This is a genomic window from Amycolatopsis sp. lyj-346, from assembly GCF_046548975.1.
Taxonomy (GTDB): domain Bacteria; phylum Actinomycetota; class Actinomycetes; order Mycobacteriales; family Pseudonocardiaceae; genus Amycolatopsis.
Map to the genome: position 1 here is coordinate 36,205 of NZ_JAJPWT010000009.1, position 18,011 is coordinate 54,215.

At 71.5% G+C, this 18,011-nt stretch carries 18 protein-coding genes and 1 pseudogene; 9 read left to right on the plus strand and 10 right to left on the minus strand.

Going from position 1 to position 18,011, the window contains the following annotated elements:
* Positions 1-47: 47 nt before the first annotated feature.
* From ACLJQE_RS25130 to ACLJQE_RS25140, 3 genes are all read right to left on the minus strand, one after another.
* A complete protein-coding gene (locus tag ACLJQE_RS25130; RefSeq protein WP_410641805.1) occupies positions 48-1,706 on the minus strand; it encodes a GMC oxidoreductase in 1,659 nt (552 codons plus the stop codon).
* Positions 1,706-3,169 (minus strand): flavin-containing monooxygenase, encoded by a 1,464-nt coding sequence (locus ACLJQE_RS25135; protein WP_410641806.1) that lies wholly within the window; start codon positions 3,167-3,169, stop codon positions 1,706-1,708. The genes ACLJQE_RS25130 and ACLJQE_RS25135 overlap by 1 nt, the downstream gene beginning before the upstream one ends.
* A 74-nt stretch (positions 3,170-3,243) precedes the next feature.
* Positions 3,244-4,341 (minus strand): winged helix DNA-binding domain-containing protein, encoded by a 1,098-nt coding sequence (locus ACLJQE_RS25140; RefSeq protein WP_410641807.1) that lies wholly within the window; start codon positions 4,339-4,341, stop codon positions 3,244-3,246.
* Positions 4,342-4,421: 80 nt separating this feature from the next.
* On the opposite strand from ACLJQE_RS25140, the gene ACLJQE_RS25145 reads away from it, so the two are divergent.
* Positions 4,422-5,477 (plus strand): AraC family transcriptional regulator, encoded by a 1,056-nt coding sequence (locus tag ACLJQE_RS25145; RefSeq protein ID WP_410641808.1) that lies wholly within the window; start codon positions 4,422-4,424, stop codon positions 5,475-5,477.
* On the opposite strand, the gene ACLJQE_RS25150 is transcribed toward ACLJQE_RS25145, so the two are convergent.
* The gene (locus ACLJQE_RS25150) at positions 5,398-6,069 is read right to left on the minus strand and encodes a TetR/AcrR family transcriptional regulator (protein ID WP_410641809.1); all 672 of its coding nucleotides are present in this window, start codon (positions 6,067-6,069) and stop codon (positions 5,398-5,400) included. The genes ACLJQE_RS25145 and ACLJQE_RS25150 overlap by 80 nt on opposite strands.
* Positions 6,070-6,261: 192 nt before the next feature.
* On the opposite strand from ACLJQE_RS25150, the gene ACLJQE_RS25155 reads away from it, so the two are divergent.
* A complete protein-coding gene (locus ACLJQE_RS25155) occupies positions 6,262-6,573 on the plus strand; it encodes a hypothetical protein (protein ID WP_410641810.1) in 312 nt (103 codons plus the stop codon).
* A 54-nt stretch (positions 6,574-6,627) separates the two neighbouring features.
* Here the strand turns inward: ACLJQE_RS25155 and ACLJQE_RS25160 are convergent, their stop codons facing one another.
* From ACLJQE_RS25160 to paaI, 3 genes are read right to left on the minus strand one after another with little or no spacing between them, the layout of a single operon-like run.
* Complete coding sequence (locus ACLJQE_RS25160; protein WP_410641811.1) at positions 6,628-7,221, minus strand: TetR/AcrR family transcriptional regulator; 594 nt, start codon at positions 7,219-7,221, stop codon at positions 6,628-6,630.
* Positions 7,218-8,495 (minus strand): phenylacetate--CoA ligase PaaK, encoded by a 1,278-nt coding sequence (gene paaK, locus ACLJQE_RS25165; protein WP_410641812.1) that lies wholly within the window; start codon positions 8,493-8,495, stop codon positions 7,218-7,220. The genes ACLJQE_RS25160 and paaK overlap by 4 nt, the downstream gene beginning before the upstream one ends.
* Entirely contained in the window at positions 8,492-8,908 is a 417-nt protein-coding gene (paaI, locus tag ACLJQE_RS25170) for a hydroxyphenylacetyl-CoA thioesterase PaaI (RefSeq protein ID WP_410641813.1), read from the minus strand. The genes paaK and paaI overlap by 4 nt, the downstream gene beginning before the upstream one ends.
* A gap of 171 nt (positions 8,909-9,079) precedes the next feature.
* On the opposite strand from paaI, the gene paaZ reads away from it, so the two are divergent.
* The 7 genes and pseudogenes from paaZ to ACLJQE_RS25205 form a co-directional block, all read left to right on the plus strand.
* A complete protein-coding gene (gene paaZ, locus ACLJQE_RS25175) occupies positions 9,080-11,110 on the plus strand; it encodes a phenylacetic acid degradation bifunctional protein PaaZ (protein WP_410642116.1) in 2,031 nt (676 codons plus the stop codon).
* Positions 11,107-12,039: a 1,2-phenylacetyl-CoA epoxidase subunit PaaA gene (paaA, locus tag ACLJQE_RS25180; RefSeq protein WP_410641814.1), complete on the plus strand. Its 933-nt coding sequence runs from the start codon at positions 11,107-11,109 to the stop codon at positions 12,037-12,039. The genes paaZ and paaA overlap by 4 nt, the downstream gene beginning before the upstream one ends.
* Positions 12,040-12,107: 68 nt before the next feature.
* Positions 12,108-12,392 carry a 1,2-phenylacetyl-CoA epoxidase subunit PaaB gene (paaB, locus tag ACLJQE_RS25185; protein ID WP_167384962.1) on the plus strand — a complete coding sequence of 95 codons (285 nt, stop codon included), beginning with the start codon at positions 12,108-12,110 and terminating at the stop codon, positions 12,390-12,392.
* Complete coding sequence (paaC, locus tag ACLJQE_RS25190; RefSeq protein ID WP_410641815.1) at positions 12,389-13,246, plus strand: 1,2-phenylacetyl-CoA epoxidase subunit PaaC; 858 nt, start codon at positions 12,389-12,391, stop codon at positions 13,244-13,246. The genes paaB and paaC overlap by 4 nt, the downstream gene beginning before the upstream one ends.
* Positions 13,240-13,728 (plus strand): 1,2-phenylacetyl-CoA epoxidase subunit PaaD, encoded by a 489-nt coding sequence (paaD, locus tag ACLJQE_RS25195; protein ID WP_410641816.1) that lies wholly within the window; start codon positions 13,240-13,242, stop codon positions 13,726-13,728. The genes paaC and paaD overlap by 7 nt, the downstream gene beginning before the upstream one ends.
* A 1-nt stretch (position 13,729) precedes the next feature.
* The gene (gene paaE / locus ACLJQE_RS25200; RefSeq protein WP_410641817.1) at positions 13,730-14,782 is read left to right on the plus strand and encodes a 1,2-phenylacetyl-CoA epoxidase subunit PaaE; all 1,053 of its coding nucleotides are present in this window, start codon (positions 13,730-13,732) and stop codon (positions 14,780-14,782) included.
* A gap of 140 nt (positions 14,783-14,922) precedes the next feature.
* Positions 14,923-15,033, plus strand: a pseudogene (locus ACLJQE_RS25205) (pentapeptide repeat-containing protein); the annotation flags it as partial.
* 24 nt (positions 15,034-15,057) lie between these two features.
* Here the strand turns inward: ACLJQE_RS25205 and ACLJQE_RS25210 are convergent.
* The 3 genes from ACLJQE_RS25210 to ACLJQE_RS25220 form a co-directional block, all read right to left on the minus strand.
* Positions 15,058-16,194, minus strand: coding sequence for an adenylate/guanylate cyclase domain-containing protein (locus tag ACLJQE_RS25210; protein WP_410641818.1), 1,137 nt, complete (start codon positions 16,192-16,194; stop codon positions 15,058-15,060).
* Position 16,195: 1 nt separating this feature from the next.
* Complete coding sequence (locus ACLJQE_RS25215; RefSeq protein WP_086838234.1) at positions 16,196-16,648, minus strand: universal stress protein; 453 nt, start codon at positions 16,646-16,648, stop codon at positions 16,196-16,198.
* 93 nt (positions 16,649-16,741) lie between these two features.
* Positions 16,742-17,986 (minus strand): chromosome segregation protein, encoded by a 1,245-nt coding sequence (locus tag ACLJQE_RS25220; protein ID WP_410642117.1) that lies wholly within the window; start codon positions 17,984-17,986, stop codon positions 16,742-16,744.
* Positions 17,987-18,011: the final 25 nt, after the last annotated feature.

An 18,011-nucleotide genomic window follows, 5' to 3' on the forward strand; every position in this document is an offset into this window, starting at 1 on the left:
CCGTGCGCTGAGCGGTCCTCCCGGCGGCGCGGTCCGGGAGGGCCCGCTCAGCGGGGCGTCAACGGCAGCCGCAGGGCACCCGGTGCCGCCGGCGGCACCACCGGGTTCTCCGGCGCCACCGCCGTCACGCGCCGGTACGGCTCACCCAGTGGCGGCCGCGGATCGGCCTCCCCGTGGTTCGGCCAGAACGCCATCGCCCGCTCGGCCTGCGCGGTGATCGTCAGCGACGGGTTCACGCCCAGGTTCGCCGAGATCGCCGAGCCGTCCACCACGTGCAGGCCGGGGTAGCCGTACAGCCGCTGGTACGGGTCGACCACGCCGGTGGCGGGGGAGTCGCCGATCGCGCAGCCGCCGATGAAGTGACCCGTGATCGGGATGTTCGCCAGGTCCGTCCAGGCGCCCTGGGGCAGGCCGCCGATCTTCGCGGCCACCCGGCGCGTCACCTCGTGCCCGGCCGGGATCCAGTCCGGCGAAGGGGCGCCCGCCCCCTGCCTGGTCGTCATGCGCCGGCCGAACAGCCCGCGTTTCGTGTACGTCGTCACGGAGTTGTCCAGCGTCTGCATCACCAGCAGCCCGATCATCCGCTCCGACCAGTGCCGCGGGTTGTGGATCCGCAGCAGGTCGCGGCGGGACCGCCACAGCTCCCGCAGCCCCAGCACCCAGCGCCGTCGGCCGGGCTGCCCGTCCACCAGCACCGTCGCCAGCAGGCCCAGCAGGTTGCTGCCGCGCCCGTACCGCACCGGCTCCACGTGCGTCACCGCGTCCGGGTGGATCGACGACGTGATCGCGACGCCCCGCGTGTGGTCCGTGTCCGTCCGCAGCGACCGGGCCGCCAGCACGGCTTCGGAGTTCGTCCGGGCCAGCAGCCCCAGCCGCGGGGACAGGTCGGGCAGCGTCCCGGTGTCGCGCATCCGGTGCAGGAGGCGCTGGGTGCCCAGGGAAGCCGCGGAGAACACGACTTGCGTCGCGGTGAACGTCCGGCGCGCGCGGCCGCCGGTCCGTCGCGTGCCGACCGCGTAGCCGCCGTCGATCGGCCGCACCGACACCGCCGTCGTCAGCGGGTGCACCACCGCGCCCGCCCGCTCGGCCAGGTACAGGTAGTTCTTGACGGTCGTGTTCTTGGCCCCGACCCGGCAGCCGGTCATGCACTCGCCGCACAGCGTGCACGACTGCCGTGCCGGGCCCGCGCCGCCGAAGAACGGGTCTGCCCCGGACTGTCCGAAGTAGACGCCGACCGGCGTGCGCCGGTACGTGTGCCCGACGCCCATGTCTTCGGCGACGTCCCGCAGCACCCGGTCCGCGGCGGTCGTCGCCGGGTTCTCGACCACGCCGAGCATCCGCTTCGCCTGGTCGTAGTACGGCGCCAGTTCGGCCTTCCAGTCGGTGATGTGCGCCCACTGCGGGTCGGCGTAGAAGCCGTCCGGAGGCTCGTACAGCGTGTTCGCGTACACCAGCGACCCGCCGCCGACACCGGAACCGCTCATCACGAACGTGTTCTTCAGCAGCGTCAGGCGCTGGATGCCGAAGCAGCGCAGCGCGGGAGCCCACAGGTACTTCCGGACCCGCCAGGACGTCTTCGCGAACTCGTGGTCGGCGAACCGGCGGCCGGTCTCCAGCACGCCGACGCGGTAGCCCTTCTCGGTCAGCCGGAGCGCGGTGACGCTGCCGCCGAACCCCGAGCCGATCACCAGGACGTCGTAGTCCATCAGCCCGCCACCCGGTAGTCGGCGACGTCGAAGCGCCGGGTCCGGCGGTCGTACTCGGTGACCAGGCCGGGCCAGTTGGCCGTCACCCGGCCGTCGGCCTGCCGGTACCAGCTCGTGCAGGCGCTCCACACGCTGCGGCCCAGCCGCTGCTGCACTTCCCGGTCGTACCGCTCTTCGACCTCCGGCCGCACGTCCACATAGGACACGCCAGGCCGGGCGAGCCGTTCCACCGCCTGCCGGATGTAGCGCGCCTGGCGTTCGATCATGGAGATGATGGACCCGGCGCCGAGGTTCGTGTTGGGCCCGTAGACGCAGAACAGGTTGGGGAAGCCGGGCACGGTCATGCCCAGGTACGCCCGCGCGCCGCCGGACCACTCGTCCTGGAGCGACCGCCCGCCGAGGCCACGCACCGCCATCCGGCCGAGGAAGTCCGTCGCGGCGAAGCCGGTGCCGTAGATCAGGACGTCCGCCTCGATCTCCGTCCCGTCCTCGACCCGCACCCCCTTCTCGGTGATCTCGCGGATCCGCCGCGTCTCGACGTCGACGTCCGGCTGGGCGAGGGCGGGCAGGTAGTCGTTGGTGAAGAGGATCCGCTTGCAGCCCAGCGGGTACGCCGGCTTCAGCTTCGCCCGCAGCTCGGGGTCCTCGATGTGGCGCCGCCGCAGCTGGGCGGTCCGCAGCTCGAACACCTTCGCCAGCACGGGGTGGCGCGTCATCGCGTAGGTGGCGTACTCGGCGAGCAGGAAGATCCGCAGCCTGCCGAGCAGCTGGGTCGGCGGCAGGTGCTCGAACAGCCAGTGCTGCCACCGCCGGTAGCTCGGGTCGGACTTCGCCATGACGTACGGCGGCGTGCGCTGGAAGACGGTGACGTGCTGGGCGCGTTTCCGCAGCTCGGGCACGAACTGCACGGCGCTGGCCCCGGTCCCGATCACGGCGACGCGCTTGCCGGTCAGCTCGACGCCGTGGTCCCACCGCGCGGAGTGGAAGGCGTCCCCGGCGAAGCTTTCCCGGTTCGGGATGTCCGGCAGCACCGGCCGCGACAGCTGTCCGACGGCGGGCACGAAGACGTTCGCCTCGAAGCTCTCCCCGCCCTTCGTTTCGACGCGCCAGAGGCCGCGACCTTCGTCGAAGGCGGCCCCGGTGACCTCGGTCCGGTACCGGATGTGCGGCTCGAGCCCGTACTTCGCGATGACGCGCCGCAGGTAGGCGAGGATGTCGGGCTGGTGCGAGAACCGCTTCGGCCACCGCGGGTTGGGCTCGAAGGAGAAGGAGTACAACGGCGACGGGATGTCACAGGCGGCCCCGGGGTAGGTGTTGTCCCGCCAGACACCACCGGCTTCGGCGGCGCTCTCCAGGATCGTGAAATCGGTGAACCCCGCCCGCTTGAGCTCGATCGCCGTCCCGATGCCGCCGAACCCGCTGCCCACGATCAGCACCGACGGCCCCTTCGCCGAACCAGTCATGCCGCAAAAGCTACGCACCGGAAGGCTGTGACAACAGGCCACGAACGGTCACTCAATCGAGATTTCCGGCCAGCTCACTCTGGCGGCCGGACGCGGACCTCGTGCGTCTCCGCGGCCGCCTCCGCCCACTGCACCAGCCGGCCCGCCGAGCTCTCCAGCGTCGCCAGGTCCCGCTTCGGCAGCTTCTCGAACGGCGACAGCTCGATCACCGCCGCCTTGCGGGACGCCTTGACGTCCCAGACGCCCCGCACCTGCCCGTCGACCAGCAACGCGCCCTTGGCCAGGCCGTTCGGCGAGATCACGCGCTTGCGGTACGCGTCCGAAATCACCCGTGTCCGGTCCGCGTACGAGAGGATCATCTGGTCGAACGGTCCCAGCAGCCGCGGTGGCGCCGGGACGTCCGCACCCGGCAGCGTCAGCTCCGGCAGGTCCAGCAGCTCGCGGCCGTCCTCGTCGCGGTAGCGGCGCAGGTCCATCCCGGCGGCCACCTCGCCCAGGCGGGTGATGCCCGCCCACGTCTGCACGTCCGCCACCGTGGCGGGCCCGAACGCGCGCAGGTACCGCGCGATCAGTTCCGACGGCGAAGGCGGTGACAGGGGAGCACCGACCCATTCGTCCAGGCACGCGTACGTCGTCTGCCCGGCCTTGCCCCAGATCGCCCGCGGTGGGGTCTGCACCAGCGGCAGCCGGGCCCGGGCCAGGTGTGTCAGAGAGGCCTTGGGGACGTCGGGCCAGCGCTGCGCCAGCTCGGCGCCCAGCGCGGTGCCCGGCATCGGGCCACGGAGGAGCAGCTTCCGCGCCGCCTCGGCGACCTCGTCGTGGTCGAGACCGGCTATCTCGCGCGCGTGCTGGGCGTTCTGCTTGAGGTCCCGGTCGTACAGCGGCTGGACCACCGGGCGCCACGCCAGCGCGTCCGCCGCCGTCACCAGGTGGACCGTGCCGCGCATCAGCGCGATCCGCACCACGCGCCGGCTTTCGAGCAGCTCCGCCAGCTCGCCGGGCCGGAACCCCTCCAGCCGCGACCACAACGCGAAGTACGGCGGGAACGGCGCCTGCGCCTGGAGTCCGGCCAGGTGCTCCACCGCGTCGTAGGCGGACATCTTCGCCCGGCGCAGCAGCAGCTGGCGCTCCAGCGTGGCGCGGTTCAGGGCTCGTCGGCTCAAGGTCTCCACGTCGTCACCCTAACGATCACCCAGGACAGTTCCGGTCCTCGATTGGACACGTTCTCCCGGCGTGATCCAGAATTCCGGCCATGGCCGAGCTCGCCGCGCCCGCCGTCGGGGACTGGGACTTCCCCCGCGGCACCGCGAGCATCGAGCTGATGACCCGGTTCGCCGCCGAACGCGGCCTGGCCGCGGGCGAACTGCTCGCCGGAACCACCCTGACGCCGGAGCTCCTCGCGGACCCCTCGGTTCAGGTCGACGCGCGCCAGGAGCTCGCCGTCGTCCGGGCACTGGCCGGTCTGGACGGTGCGGACGCGACGGCGCTGGAGCTCGGGCGCCGCTACCGCGTCACCACCTTCGGCATCTTCGGCTTCGCCTGCATCAGCAGCCCGACGTTGCGCGACGCGATGCTGTTCGCCCTCCGCTACTTCGACCTGAGCTTCGCGTTCTGCATCCCGCACGTCGTCCTCGGCGCCGACCGGCTGACCCTGGAGCTCGACGACAGCCGCGTGCCCGCCGACGTCGCCCGGTTCCTCGTCCTGCGCGACCTGGCCGCGATCTTCGCCGTCATGCGCGACCTCCTGCCCGGGATCGCGCTGGACGAGCTGAGCTTCCGGCACGAAACGTCCACGCCGGAGGAGTACCTGGCCGCGTTCGGCGTGCGGCCGCGCTTCGGCGCCGACGCCTGCCGGGCGACGCTCGACCCGGCGCTGCTGAGCCGGCCGCTGCCGCAGGCCAACGACCAGACCGTCGCCCTGTGCGCCGCGCAGTGCGAAGCGCTCGTCGCGCGACGCCGTCAGCGTTCGGGTATTTCGCAGCAGGTGCGGGAACGCCTGGTCCGGCTCGGCGGTGTCGACGCCGGGATGGACGAGATCGCCCGGCAGCTGGCGCTCAGCACCCGCACGCTGCGCCGTCGCCTGGCCGAAGCGGGGACGAGCTACCGGGCACTGGTCGACGAGGTCCGCCAGACGCTCGCCGAAGAGCTGCTCGACACCGGCGTGCTGTCGGTCGAGGACGTCGCCTACCGGCTCGGGTACGCCGAGGCGTCGAGCTTCATCCACGCGTTCAAGCGCTGGACCGGGCTGACGCCGGCGGCGTTCGCCCGCCGCTTCCGCGCCGCTCGGCAAGCACCGCCGGGTAGGTGATCTTCAGCAGGTTGAGGAGCGCATCGGTGAGGAAGGTGCGCAGCGCCACGCGGTCCAGCGTGCCGCGGATCAGCCACTCCCGCGACGCCGCGCGCAGCATCCCGCCGAACGACCGGATCATCGCGCGCAGTTCTTCGCGGCCCTCGGTCACGCCGGTCATCAGTGCGGCCTCCAGCACCCGGTCGGCGGCGATCTCGTCGGCCTCCAGCATGATCCGCTCGATCTCGGGATCGCGCCCGGCCGCTTCCGGCCCGATCACGGTCAGCCACGCGTCGCGGTTGCGGTCCACGACCTCGATCCACCGTTCGACGCCGATCGCCAGCCGCTGCTCCATCGTGGTGTCCGGCAGTGCCTCGGTGACCGGCGCGGGCACGATCATCAGCTGCCGCACCACTTCCAGGTACAGCTCGCGCTTGCCGCCGAAGTAGTGGTTGATCAGCGGGCGCGCCACCCCGGCGGCCGCGGCGATGTCCGAAGTGGACACCGAGGCGTAGCTGCCCGCCCCGAACAGGTGCCGGGCGGCGGCGAGGATCTCCGCGCGCCGTTCGGCCGGTTCGAGCCGGCGGCGCCGGGGCCGGGTCCCACTGGTCATCCGCTCAGCCTCGCGGGGGATCGGCACGCTGTCAACAAGTAGTTGACCCATGGTCAAAAGAGTGACTCCGTTGGCGGCAAGAGGCGTTTCACGTCAACCTTTGTCGTTACGCAACCGGAACAACCCGCCGGTAACTTCCCGGCGTCCGGATGCGACGAGACGGCAGAGGCCCGCGACCGGGGGTAGGAGCAGATGAACGAAGAAGGCGCCCCGATCCGGCCGGCCGGGCGTTGGGTGAGCGTCCGCCTGCAGCATCGCCACGTCAGCTTCGACGAGGGCTTCGAAGCGGACGAACCCCTGCCGGACGGCGACTGCGCGGACGAAGCGTCCCTGTCGTACTCGGGCATCGTGATCTCCGGTTACGACCGGGGCGAGAAGGTGTCCGAGCGCTGGATCCCGCTGGGCATCGACCCGTCCGAAGCGGACGACGAGCGGCTCATCGGCCAGCTGCGCGAAGCCCTGCTGTGGCAGGCGGGCCGTCCACCGCAGACCGCCGAGGAATAACCCTGCCGCGGCTTGTCCTGAGACAGCACAGAGGGTGCTGACCCGCGTTACCGCTCACGACCCGGTGCGCAGCCCTTCGAAGGCCACTTTGCACACCGCGTCCGCCACCTCGGCGGCCGCCGAACCGCGGCGCGGCTTGTACCACTCGATCAGCGAGTTCACCATCCCGAACACGAGCCGCGCGGTCACCGCCGGGTCGACGTCCGGGCGGACGTCGCCCTCCGCTTCGGCCTGCTTCACCAGGTCGGTCACCAGCCGGTCGAACTCGCGCCGCCGGGCCAGCGCCGCGCGCTCGACCTTCGTGTTGCCGCGCACGCGCAGCAGCAGCGTCACGAACGGCAGCCGGTCCGCCAGCACCAGCACGCTGCCACGCACCAGGTGCTCCAGGCGGTCGATCGCGCGCCCGTCGAGCCGAGCCGTCTCCGACGCCACTTCGAACAACCCGTCCAGTGCCCGGTCCACCGCGAGCCGCAGCAGTTCCTCCTTGCTGGGCACGTGGTGGTAGATCGCCGACTTCGTGATGCCGAGCTTGCGGGAGAGGTCCTCCATGCTCGTTCCGTCGTAGCCGCGCTCGTTGAACAGCTTCACCGCCACCTGCAGCAGTGATTCGAGGTCGTAGCCGGGCCGCCCGCGCCGCGGCGCCGTCACGGCTTGTCCCGCTGGTCGACGGTCCGCCGCATCTTGCCCATCGACCGCTCCAGGGTGTCCGGGTCGACGACCTCCACCGACACGGTGACGCCGACCCCGTCCTTCACGCCGTTCACCAGTGAAGTGGCGGCTTGCTCCCGCGATGCGGCCGAAGCGTCGTGCCGCGCCTCTACCCGCACGGTCAGGTGGTCGAGCCGGCCGCGCGTGGACCGGACGAGCTGGAAGTGCGGGCTCAGCCCGGCCGTCCGCAGCACGATCTCCTCGATCTGCGTCGGGAAGACGTTGACCCCGCGCAGGATGATCAGGTCGTCGGTGCGGCCGGTGACCTTGGCCATCCGCCGGAACGCCGGCCGCGCGGTGCCGGGCGACAGCGCCGTGAGGTCGCGGGTGCGGTAGCGGATGATCGGCAGTGCCTGCTTGGTCAGCGACGTGAACACCAGCTCGCCGGTCTCGCCGCCGCCGAGGACCTCCTCGGAATACGGGTCGATCACCTCGGGGTAGAAGTGGTCCTCCCAGATGTGCAGGCCGTCCTTCGTCTCGACGCACTCCTGCGCGACACCCGGGCCCATCACCTCCGACAGCCCGTAGATGTCGACGGCGTCCAGGGCGAACCGCTCCTCGATCTCGGCGCGCATCTGCTCGGTCCACGGCTCGGCGCCGAAGATGCCGACCTTGAGCGAGCTCGACCGCGGGTCGACGCCCTGGCGCTCGAACTCGTCGAGCAGCGTCAGCATGTACGACGGCGTCACCATGATGATCTCGGGCCGGAAGTCGGTGATCAGCTGGACCTGCCGCGCGGTCATCCCGCCCGAGGCCGGGATCACCGTGCAGCCCAGCTTCTCGGCGCCGTAGTGCGCGCCGAGCCCGCCGGTGAACAGGCCGTAGCCGTAGGCGACGTGCACCTTGTGCCCCGGCCGCCCGCCCGCCGCGTGGATCGACCGGGCCATCACCGTCGCCCACGTGTCGATGTCCTGCTCGGTGTACCCGACGACGGTGGCCTTGCCGGTCGTGCCGCTGGAGGCGTGGATGCGCCGCACCTGCTCCTGCGGCACCGCGAACATCCCGAACGGGTAGTTCTCGCGCAGGTCCTGCTTGGTGGTGAACGGGAACCCGGCCAGGTCGCCCAGTTCCTTGCAGTCGTCCGGGTGGACGCCGGCTTCGTCGAACTTCCGCGTGTAGGCGGGCACGTTCGCGTAGGCGTGCCGGAGTGTCCACTGCAGACGTTCCAGCTGGAGCGCGGCCAGCTCGTCCGCGCCGATGTCCGTCTCGATCATGGTCGGTCCCGTTTCGCGGAGAGGACGCGGCTGCGGCCGCGGAATTCGGCGACGACCTCGGGCCCGCCGGGGGTCTCCCGGTGCACCGTGACGTCGTAGATGCCGTTGCGGCCGTAGCGGGTGCGCTCGGTGGCCGTGGCGACGAGGTGGTCGCCCAGCCGGCCGGCCGCGACGAAGGAGATCTCGGCGCCCGCGGCGACCGTCACCGGCCCGTGGGTGTTGCAGGCGCAGGCGAACGCCGTGTCGGCCAGCAGGAAGACGTACCCGCCGTGGGCGATGTCGTGGCCGTTGACCATCGCGGGCGTGATGGTCATGGTCGCCACGGCGCGGCCGTCGCCCGCCTCGGCGAGCTCGATGCCCAGCGCGCGCGAAGCCTCGTCGGCGGCGAACATCGCGTGCGCGGCGTTGGTCATCGGCTCTCCGTCCGCGGACTGACCGAATGGACGGTCACCTGGGGGTGCCGCTCAGTAAAGGCAGTGGCCGGGGCGGTGTCAAGCGTCCACCCCTTCCGATCACGGAGGTCAGCGGTTACCATGCGATTAACTGAACGTCCGGTAGGTAATTCGGTGAGAGGGTCGGACCTGATGGCATTGCTGCGCAGCTACGTCTCGGGCGAGTGGCAGACGGCGGCGGACGAAGGCGTCCCGCTGCACGACGCGGCCACCGGCGAGGAGGTCGCCCGGATCTCGTCGGCGGGGGTCGACTTCGCGGCCGCCCTCGAGTACGGCCGCCGCGTCGGCGGCCCGGCGCTGCGGGAGCTGACGTTCCACCAGCGTGCGGCGCTGCTCAAGGCACTGGCCTCCCACCTGCGCGAGCACCGTGACGAGCTGTACGCCCTCTCCGCTCGCACCGGTGCCACCCTGGGTGACTCGAAGTTCGACATCGACGGCGGCATCGGCGTGCTGTTCAGCTACGCCTCGAAGGGCAAGCGCGAGCTGCCGAACGACACCGTCTACGTCGAGGGCAACGTCGAGCCGCTCTCGCGTGGGGGCACGTTCGTCGCGCAGCACATCGCGACCCCGCTGCGGGGCGTCGCCGTCCAGATCAACGCGTTCAACTTCCCGGTGTGGGGGCCGCTGGAGAAGTTCGCGCCGGCGTTCCTGGCCGGCGTCCCGAGCCTGGTCAAGCCGGCCAGCCAGACCGCGTACCTGACCGCGCGCGTGGCCGAGCTGATCATCGGGTCCGGGATCCTGCCCGAAGGCTCGCTGCAGTTCGTCGCCGGCAGCGCCGGGGACCTCCTCGACCACGTCACCGCGCAGGACCTGGTGTCGTTCACCGGCTCGGCGTCGACGGCGCAGAAGCTGCGGGCGCACCCGGCGATCGTGCGGAACTCGGTGCGGTTCAACGCCGAGGCCGACTCGCTGAACTGCTCGATCCTCGGCCCGGACGCGGTCAAGGGCACGACGGAGTTCGACCTGTTCGTCAAGCAGCTCGTCACCGAAATGACGGTCAAGGCGGGGCAGAAGTGCACCGCGATCCGGCGCGCGTTCGTCCCGGCCGCCCTGCTTGACGACGTTGCTGAAGCCGCTTCGGCGCGGCTCGCGAAGGTGACCGTCGGCAACCCGGCGTCCGAAGGCGTCCGGATGGGTGCGCTGGCCAGCCTGGAGCAGCGCGAGGAGGTCCGGCGGTCGCTGAAGGCGCTGCTGGACGCCGGCAGCGTCGTGTTCGGCGACCCGGAGCGCGTCGAGGTCGTCGACGCCGACGCCGAGCGCGGTGCCTTCATCTCTCCGGTGCTGCTCAAGGCCGACCCCGAGCGCTCCGAGCCGCACGAGGTCGAGGCGTTCGGCCCGGTCTCGACGCTGATGCCGTACACCTCCACCGAGCAGGTCGTCGCCTTTGCCGCGCGCGGTGGCGGCAGCCTGGCCGGGTCGGTCGTGTCCGCCGACAAGGAGTTCGTGCGCGAGGTCGTGCTCGGCGCGGCGCCGTTCCACGGACGGCTGCTGGTGCTCGACGCCGACGACGCCAAGGAGTCCACCGGGCACGGCTCGCCGATGCCGCAGCTGGTCCACGGCGGCCCGGGCCGCGCGGGCGGCGGCGAGGAGATGGGCGGCATCCGCGGGGTCCTGCACCACATGCAGCGCACCGCCGTGCAGGGCTCGCCCGCGGTGCTTTCGGCCGTCACCGGCCGCTGGGTCACCGGCGCGCCGCGTACCGAGGGCGACGTCCACCCGTTCCGGAAGTCCCTGGCGGAGCTGAAGATCGGCGACTCCGTCGTCGCCGGGCCGCGCACGGTCACCCAGGAGGACATCGACCACTTCGCCGAGTTCACCGGCGACACGTTCTACGCGCACACCGACCCCGAAGCGGCGGCCGCGAACCCGCTGTTCGGCGGGATCGTCGCGCACGGCTACCTCGTCGTCTCGTTCGCCGCGGGGCTGTTCGTCTCGCCCGAGCCGGGCCCGGTGCTGGCCAACTACGGCTTGGAGAACCTGCGCTTCCTCACCCCGGTGAAGGTCGGCGACTCGCTGACGGTGACGTTGACCGCCAAGCAGATCACCCCGCGGATCGACCAGGAGTACGGCGAGGTCCGCTGGGACGCCGACGTCACCAACGCCGAGGGCGAGTCCGTCGCGAAGTACGACGTCCTGACCCTGGTTTCGAAGGAGCAGCCGTGACCGCCACCGTGTCGCTGGAAGAACACTTCGAGCACACCATCGAGCGCGACCAGCGGATCGAGCCGCGCGACTGGGTGCCCGAGGGCTACCGCAAGACGATGATCCGGCAGATCGCGCAGCACGCGCACTCGGAGATCATCGGGATGCAGCCCGAGGGCAACTGGATCACGCGGGCGCCGTCGCTGCGGCGCAAGGCGATCCTGCTGGCCAAGGTGCAGGACGAAGCCGGCCACGGCCTCTACCTGTACTCGGCCGCGGCGACGTTGGGCGCGGACCGGGCGGACCTGACCGACAAGCTGATCACCGGTAAGCAGAAGTACTCGTCGATCTTCAACTACCCGACGCTGACCTTCGCCGACGTCGGCGTGATCGGCTGGCTGGTCGACGGCGCGGCGATCTGCAACCAGGTGCCGCTGTGCCGGTCTTCGTACGGGCCGTACGCGCGGGCGATGATCCGGATCTGCAAGGAGGAGTCCTTCCACCAGCGGCAGGGCTACGAGCTGCTGATGACGATGATGAAGGGCACTTCCCAGCAGCGCGAAATGGTCCAGGAGTCCGTCAACCGCTGGTGGTGGCCGTCGCTGATGATGTTCGGCCCGCCGGACGCCGATTCGCCCAACACCGCGCAGTCGATGGCGTGGAAGGTCAAGCGGCACACCAACGACGAGCTGCGGCAGCGGTTCGTCGACATGTCGGTGCCGCAGGCCGAGGCGCTGGGCGTCACCTTCCCGGACCCCGAGCTGCGCTGGAACGCCGAACGCGGGCACTACGACTTCGGCGCGGTCGACTGGGACGAGTTCAAGAACGTGCTGAAGGGCAACGGGCCCTGCAACGCTTCGCGGATCGCGCACCGGCGTCGCGCCCACGAAGACGGCGCGTGGGTGCGGGAAGCCGCCGTCGCGCACGCCGAGAAGAAGGAGCGCAAGTGAGCGACCTGACGGCCGAAGGCGGCCACGGCGCCGTCCCGCTGGAGGGCGTCCCCGCCGCGCCGGGGCCGATCAAGCACGACTGGCCGCTGTACGAGGTGTTCGTCCGCGGCAAGCGCGGGCTGAACCACGTGCACGTCGGATCGCTGCACGCGGCCGACGACCAGATGGCGCTGCACCACGCGCGCGACCTCTACACGCGCCGCAACGAAGGCGTGTCGATCTGGGTCGTGCGCGCGGCGGACATCACGGCGTCGTCGCCGGACGAGAAGGACCCGTTCTTCGCCCCCAGCGGCGACAAGGTCTACCGGCACCCGACGTTCTACGACATTCCCGAGGAGGTGCCGCACATATGAGTTTCGACAACGTGTACGAGGCCATCACCGAGGACAACGACGCGCGCTGGGCGTTCGGCACCGGCTTCGAGGACCCGCTGTCCGGAGTGGACACTTCGGTGCCGTCCGGGGTGGACGGTGCCCGGCTGGCCGCGTACTGCCTGATGCTGGGCGACGATGCGTTGATCTTCTCCCACCGGCTCCAGGAGTGGTGCACCAACGCACCCGAGCTCGAGGACGAGGTCGCGATCGCCAACATCGCCCTGGACCTGCTGGGGCAGGCCCGGCTGCTGCTCGCCCGCGCCGGCAAGGCCGACGGAACCGGCCGCTCGGAGGACTCGTTCGCGTTCCAGCGCCCCGAGAACGAGTTCCGCAACGTCCGGCTGGCGGAGCTGGGCGGCGGGCACTTCGGCCACCTGATCGCGCGGCTGTTCGTGTTCTCGACGTGGCGGCTGGCGCTGTTCCAGCAGCTGGAGTCGTCCGTGGACCCGGTACTGGCGGCGATCGCGGACAAGGGCGTCAAGGAGCTGACCTACCACCGCGACTACGCGGCGCAGTGGCTGGTCCGCCTCGGCGACGGAACGCCGCTGTCGCATTCGCGGATGCAGGAAGGCCTGGACGCGGTCTGGCCGTACGTGGGGGAGCTGTTCCGCACGCACGCCACGGAGTTCGTCGACGCGGCGACCCTGCGGCCGGAGTTCGATCTTGTTCTCGACCAGGCGTTGTCCGCCGCGACGCTTTCGGTGCCGTCGGCCGGCGAGCTGGCGGGCGTGTCGGGCCGGACGGGCCGCGACGGCGTCCACACCGAGCAGCTGGGGTTCCTGCTGGCGGAGCTGCAGAGCGTGGCCCGGGCGATGCCGGACGCGAAGTGGTGACCGCGGCCGCGGTGGCCGCCACGGTCACCGACCCCGAGCTGCCGATGCTGACCCTGGCGGACCTGGGCGTGCTGCGCTCGGTGTCCGAGGCCGAGGGGCGCGTGGTCGTCGCGATCACGCCGACGTACACGGGTTGCCCGGCCATGGACACCATGCGCGACGACCTGGAGCACGCCCTGGTTTCGGCGGGCTATCCGGACGTCGAGATCCGGACGCAGCTGTCGCCGGCGTGGACGTCGGATTGGATTTCCGCCGCGGGGCGGGAGAAGCTGGCCGCAGCCGGCATCGCGCCGCCGGGCGCGGCACCGCGGCGGTCGGGCCCGATCCCGCTGACCCTGTCGGCGCCGGTCGCGCGCGTCTCGTGCCCGCACTGCGGTTCCGCGGACACCGAAGAGCAGTCCCGTTTCGGCGCGACGGCGTGCAAGGCGCTCCGGCGCTGCCGCACGTGCCTGGAGCCGTTCGAACACGTCAAGGAGATCTGAGGTGGCGCGGTTCCACGAACTGAAGGTGGCCGGGGTCGAGCGGCTGTGCGACGACGCGGTCGCGGTGACGTTCGACGTGCCCTCGTCGCTGGCTGCCGAGTACGCGTTCAAACCGGGCCAGTCCCTGACGCTGCGGCGCTCGATCGACGGCCGTGACGAGCGCCGGTCGTACTCGATCTGCGCCCCGGCGGGCGCGGCGCCGCGGGTGGGCGTCCGCCTGGTCCCGGACGGGTTCTTCTCGTCGTGGCTGGTGAACGAAGTCCGCCCGGGCGACACGATCGAGGTGGCCCCGCCGACGGGTTCGTTCACCCCGGACCTCTCGGAGGGCGGCCACCACGTCCTGATCGCGGCGGGCTCGGGCATCACCCCGGTGCTGTCGATCGTGTCCTCGCTGCTGCGGTCGTCCACGGCAACGGTGACGGTGCTGTACGGCAACCGCCGCACGGACACGGTGATGTTCGCGGACGAGCTGGCGGACCTGAAGGACAGCGCACCTTCGCGGCTCGAGCTGATCCACGTGCTTTCCCGCGAGCCCCGCGAGGCGGAGCTGTTCACGGGCCGCTTGGACGTCCCGAAGCTGCGCACGCTGTTCTCCACCTTGGTGCCGGTGGAGTCCGTGGACCACTGGTGGCTGTGCGGCCCGTTCGAGCTGGTGTCGGGCGCGCAGGAGCTGCTGGCGTCGCTGGGCGTGCCGCGCGAGCGGATCCACCAGGAGCTCTTCTACGTGGACACGCCCCCGGCCCCGGTGGAGCACCTCGACCCGGCGGTGGCGGGCGAGTCCTCGGAGGTGTCAGTGGTCCTGGACGGCCGATCGACCCCGATGACGTTGCCGCGCTCGACGTCGGTGCTGGACGGCGCCCAGAAGTTCCGCCCGGACCTGCCGTTCGCCTGCAAGGGCGGCGTGTGCGGAACGTGCCGGGCTCGCGTCACCGAGGGAAAGGTGGACCTGCGCCGCAACTTCGCACTGGAGCAGGCGGAGGTCGAGGCGGGTTTCGTCCTGACGTGCCAGTCGTACCCGGTCTCGGAGACCCTCACGGTCGACTTCGACGCCTGAGCCGTTCGACACGCGAACCGGTAGTCCACAAGGCCGTCCGGTTGTGGACTACCGGGGCCGGCCGAGGCTTTCCGGCGAGTCCAGCCGACCGGCGCCGATAGAATGGACCTGGGGACGCCCCCCTGGGAGTGGCGGGGGCTGTGCTGGCGGGGGCTGTGCTGGCGGGGGCTGTGCTGGCGGGGGCTGTGCTGGCGGGGGCTGTGCTGGCGGGGGCTGTGCTGGCGGGGGCTGTGCTGGCGGGGGCTGTGCTGGCGGGGGCTGTGCCGGCGCGCGGGTCAAAGTTTGCGGCGTCGCCGGCGGCGGGGCCTCGGCTCCGGGGTCTGCGTCACCTGGTCCTCCGGCGCGGTCTCCGGTTCCGCGGGCACCCGAGCCGACGGGTCCGCCAGGCCCAGCATCTCCGCGGCCAGCTGCTGGGAACTCGCGAACATGCCCGTCGGTGCCTCGCTCGCCCGGCGCAGCGCGGCCGGGCGGAGGCGGTTGTAGCCCCGGACCGTCACCGGCCGGCGGGCACGCAGGTCGTACGCCTTCTCCTCCGCCAGCTCCGCGGCCAGCTCGCGGTCGACCAGGATCGTGCCCGGACGGGCCACCGAGGTCAGGCGGGCCGCCAGGTTCACCACCGAGCCGTACACGTCGCCGAACCGCGACAGGATCCGGCCCGAGGCCATGCCCGCGCGGACCGACGGCAACGTCTCGTCCGCCGACGTGCGCTCGGTCAGCGTCAGGGCTATCTCCGCCGCGTCGACCGAGGCGTCCGCCACGAACAGGACCTCGTCGCCGATCATCTTCACCACGCGGCCGTGGTGCTCGGCGATCACCTCCGTGGCCAGGGTCTCGAACGCGTCGAGCACCCGGCTCAGCTCGTCCTCGCCGATCTGGCGCGTCAAGCGGGTGTAGCCCACCATGTCGACGAACCCGACCACGGTGCGGGTTTCCAGGTGTTCCTCCGGCGCCGCGAACGCCCGCCCCGCGTACGCCGCCAGGTGCCGTCGCCAGACGAAGTTCTGCACCTGCTCCAGCTCCGGCAGCAACCGGTCGACCAGGCGCGTCACCTGGCGCTCGCTGCGGCCCAGCTCCGGTTGCTCCCTGATCAGCTGCCACAGCATGTCGACCTGCCACTCGGCCAGCCGCGACAGGTGCTGGCCGAGTGCGCGCGTCACCGAGACCTCGATGCTCGGGTCGATCAGCCCCGACTGCACCAGCTGGTCGGCGGTCCGCATCGCCTCGACGTCCGCGTCGGTGAAGACGACCTCGTCGTCGCGCACGGTCGCGAACCCCAGCGCGCGCCAGAGCCGGCGTGACCGCTCTTCGGGCACGCCGGCCTTTTCCGCCACTTCGAGCCGGGTGTACTTCCGCCTGCCGCCGAGCAGGACGCGTTCGAGCCGCTGCTGCAGTTCCTCGCTCGGATCGGGCACGTCAGGTCGTGTGGACGATCAGCACGTCCACGCCGGACTTGCGAGCCACCTCGGACGGCACCGAGCCCAGGATCCGGCCGGCGATCGTGTTCAGCCCGCGGTTGCCGACCACCAGCAGGTCGGCCTCGCGCTCCTTGACCACCTTGCGCAGCGAGTCGACCGGGTCGCCCTTGACCGCGACCGTGTCGATCTTCTCGGCGCCCGCGCGCGCCGCCCGGTCCCGCGCGGACTGCAGGGTGTCTTCGGCCGGGGCCGAGCCGACGACCTGGTACGCCTCTTCGCCGAGGACGTCCTGGGCCTTGTCGACGTCGGACTGGCTCGCCGGGTAGAACGCACACGCGATGACGAGTGTGGCGCCGGCGTCGCCGGCCACCGCCGCCGCGCGGTCCACCGCCGCGAACGAAGACTCCGAGCCGTCCGTGCCCACCACCACGGTCCGATATGCCGCACCCATGCGCAAAACCTCCAGGTGATCCCGCGTGAGCAGGGACGATAGCCGGTCGGTACCGACCGCGCAGGCTCGTCCGCGCCCGTGTCGGGTGGAAGGTTACTCGCCAGTCGCTTTCTGCGCTCCGCTCGCCCGCGGAGCCGGCTTCGGCGCTGCTTTGGAGGACGCTGCGGGGGGCACTGTGGAGGGCGCTGCGGAGGTGGGCTTGGCTGCGGGCTTCGCGGCCGGCTTGGCCGCGGGCTTCGGCTTCGGCACGTCCGAGGCGCGGATCCGGATCGTCTCTTCGATGTCGGTGACCCGGACCGTCCGCTCGGTTTCGTCGACGGCGTCCGGTTTCTTGTCCGCCACCAGGTCGGCCTTGACGTCGGCGGGCACCTTCACGTCGTCGCCGAGGACGGTGTGCGCCTCGGCCAGCACCGCCCGCGCCGCGCGCACCTGCTCGGCCAGCCCGCCGCGCACCTTCCGCAGCGCGTCGACCCGCTCGTTCGCCTGGGTGATCCGCCGGTTCGACTCCTCGGTGGCCGACGTCACGCGGCGCCGTGCCTCGTCGGCGGCCTCCGCGAGCCGGGCGTTGGCCTCGGTGATCGAGTCCTGACGGCGCTTGTTCGCCTCCGCGACCGACTCCCGCTGACGGCGGTCGATGCCGGCTTTCGCGGCCTTCTCTTCTTCGAGGACCTTCGCGCGGATGTCGGCGGCGTCCTGCGTGGCCTCCTGGACGCGCCGCGCGGCTTCGGCCTTGCTCGCCGCCTCCTGCTCGGCCAGCACCCGCATCGCCTCGGTGCGGCGCGAGGCCATCGCGATCTCGAAGTCCTCTTCGACCTTGGTGCGGCGGTCCTGGGACTCGGTGTCGAGCCGCTTGCGCTCGGCTTCGGCCTCGTCGGTGATCTTCTTGGCCTGCGCCCGGGCGTCTTCGAGGACCTTGCGGTGCTCCGCCTCCATCTCCTTGCGGCGCAGATCGAGCTCGTTGAGCAGCTGCTCGTAGCGCGCACGCATGGCGCTGGCATCCGTCTCGGCCTTCGCCCGGATGTGCCCGGCCTCGGCTTCGGCGCGGGCGCGGGTGTCGGCGGATTCGTCCTGCGCCAGGCGCAACATGCGCTGCAGCCGTTCGGACAGGCCTTCGACGCTCGTCGGCGGCTGGGCGAGCCGGTCGACCTGCCCGCGCAGGTCCGCGATTTCGCCGCGCGCGATCTCCAGCTGGCGGGCGAGGTCCCCCGCCTGCGCGATGGCGGCGTCCCGATCCGCGGTGAGCATCTTCAGATCGGCGTCCAGCCGTTCGAGGTGCTCGTCGACCTGTGCTCGGCTGTACCCGCGCTTCGCCACGTCGAAGCCGGCTCCCAGCGGCACAAGCTCCCGTTCATCGCCAAGGCTC

What these genes read in the sequence shown, in the direction of transcription:
- ACLJQE_RS25130 (WP_410641805.1), bottom strand. Translation starts at nt 1,706, where the DNA reads ATGGACTACGACGTCCTGGTGATCGGCTCGGGGTTCGGCGGCAGCGTC.
- ACLJQE_RS25135 (WP_410641806.1), bottom strand. Translation starts at nt 3,169, where the DNA reads ATGACTGGTTCGGCGAAGGGGCCGTCGGTGCTGATCGTGGGCAGCGGG.
- ACLJQE_RS25145 (WP_410641808.1), top strand. Translation starts at nt 4,422, where the DNA reads ATGGCCGAGCTCGCCGCGCCCGCCGTCGGGGACTGGGACTTCCCCCGC.
- ACLJQE_RS25150 (WP_410641809.1), bottom strand. Translation starts at nt 6,069, where the DNA reads ATGACCAGTGGGACCCGGCCCCGGCGCCGCCGGCTCGAACCGGCCGAA.
- ACLJQE_RS25155 (WP_410641810.1), top strand. Translation starts at nt 6,262, where the DNA reads ATGAACGAAGAAGGCGCCCCGATCCGGCCGGCCGGGCGTTGGGTGAGC.
- paaK (WP_410641812.1), bottom strand. Translation starts at nt 8,495, where the DNA reads ATGATCGAGACGGACATCGGCGCGGACGAGCTGGCCGCGCTCCAGCTG.
- paaI (WP_410641813.1), bottom strand. Translation starts at nt 8,908, where the DNA reads ATGACCAACGCCGCGCACGCGATGTTCGCCGCCGACGAGGCTTCGCGC.
- paaZ (WP_410642116.1), top strand. Translation starts at nt 9,080, where the DNA reads ATGGCATTGCTGCGCAGCTACGTCTCGGGCGAGTGGCAGACGGCGGCG.
- paaC (WP_410641815.1), top strand. Translation starts at nt 12,389, where the DNA reads ATGAGTTTCGACAACGTGTACGAGGCCATCACCGAGGACAACGACGCG.
- ACLJQE_RS25215 (WP_086838234.1), bottom strand. Translation starts at nt 16,648, where the DNA reads ATGGGTGCGGCATATCGGACCGTGGTGGTGGGCACGGACGGCTCGGAG.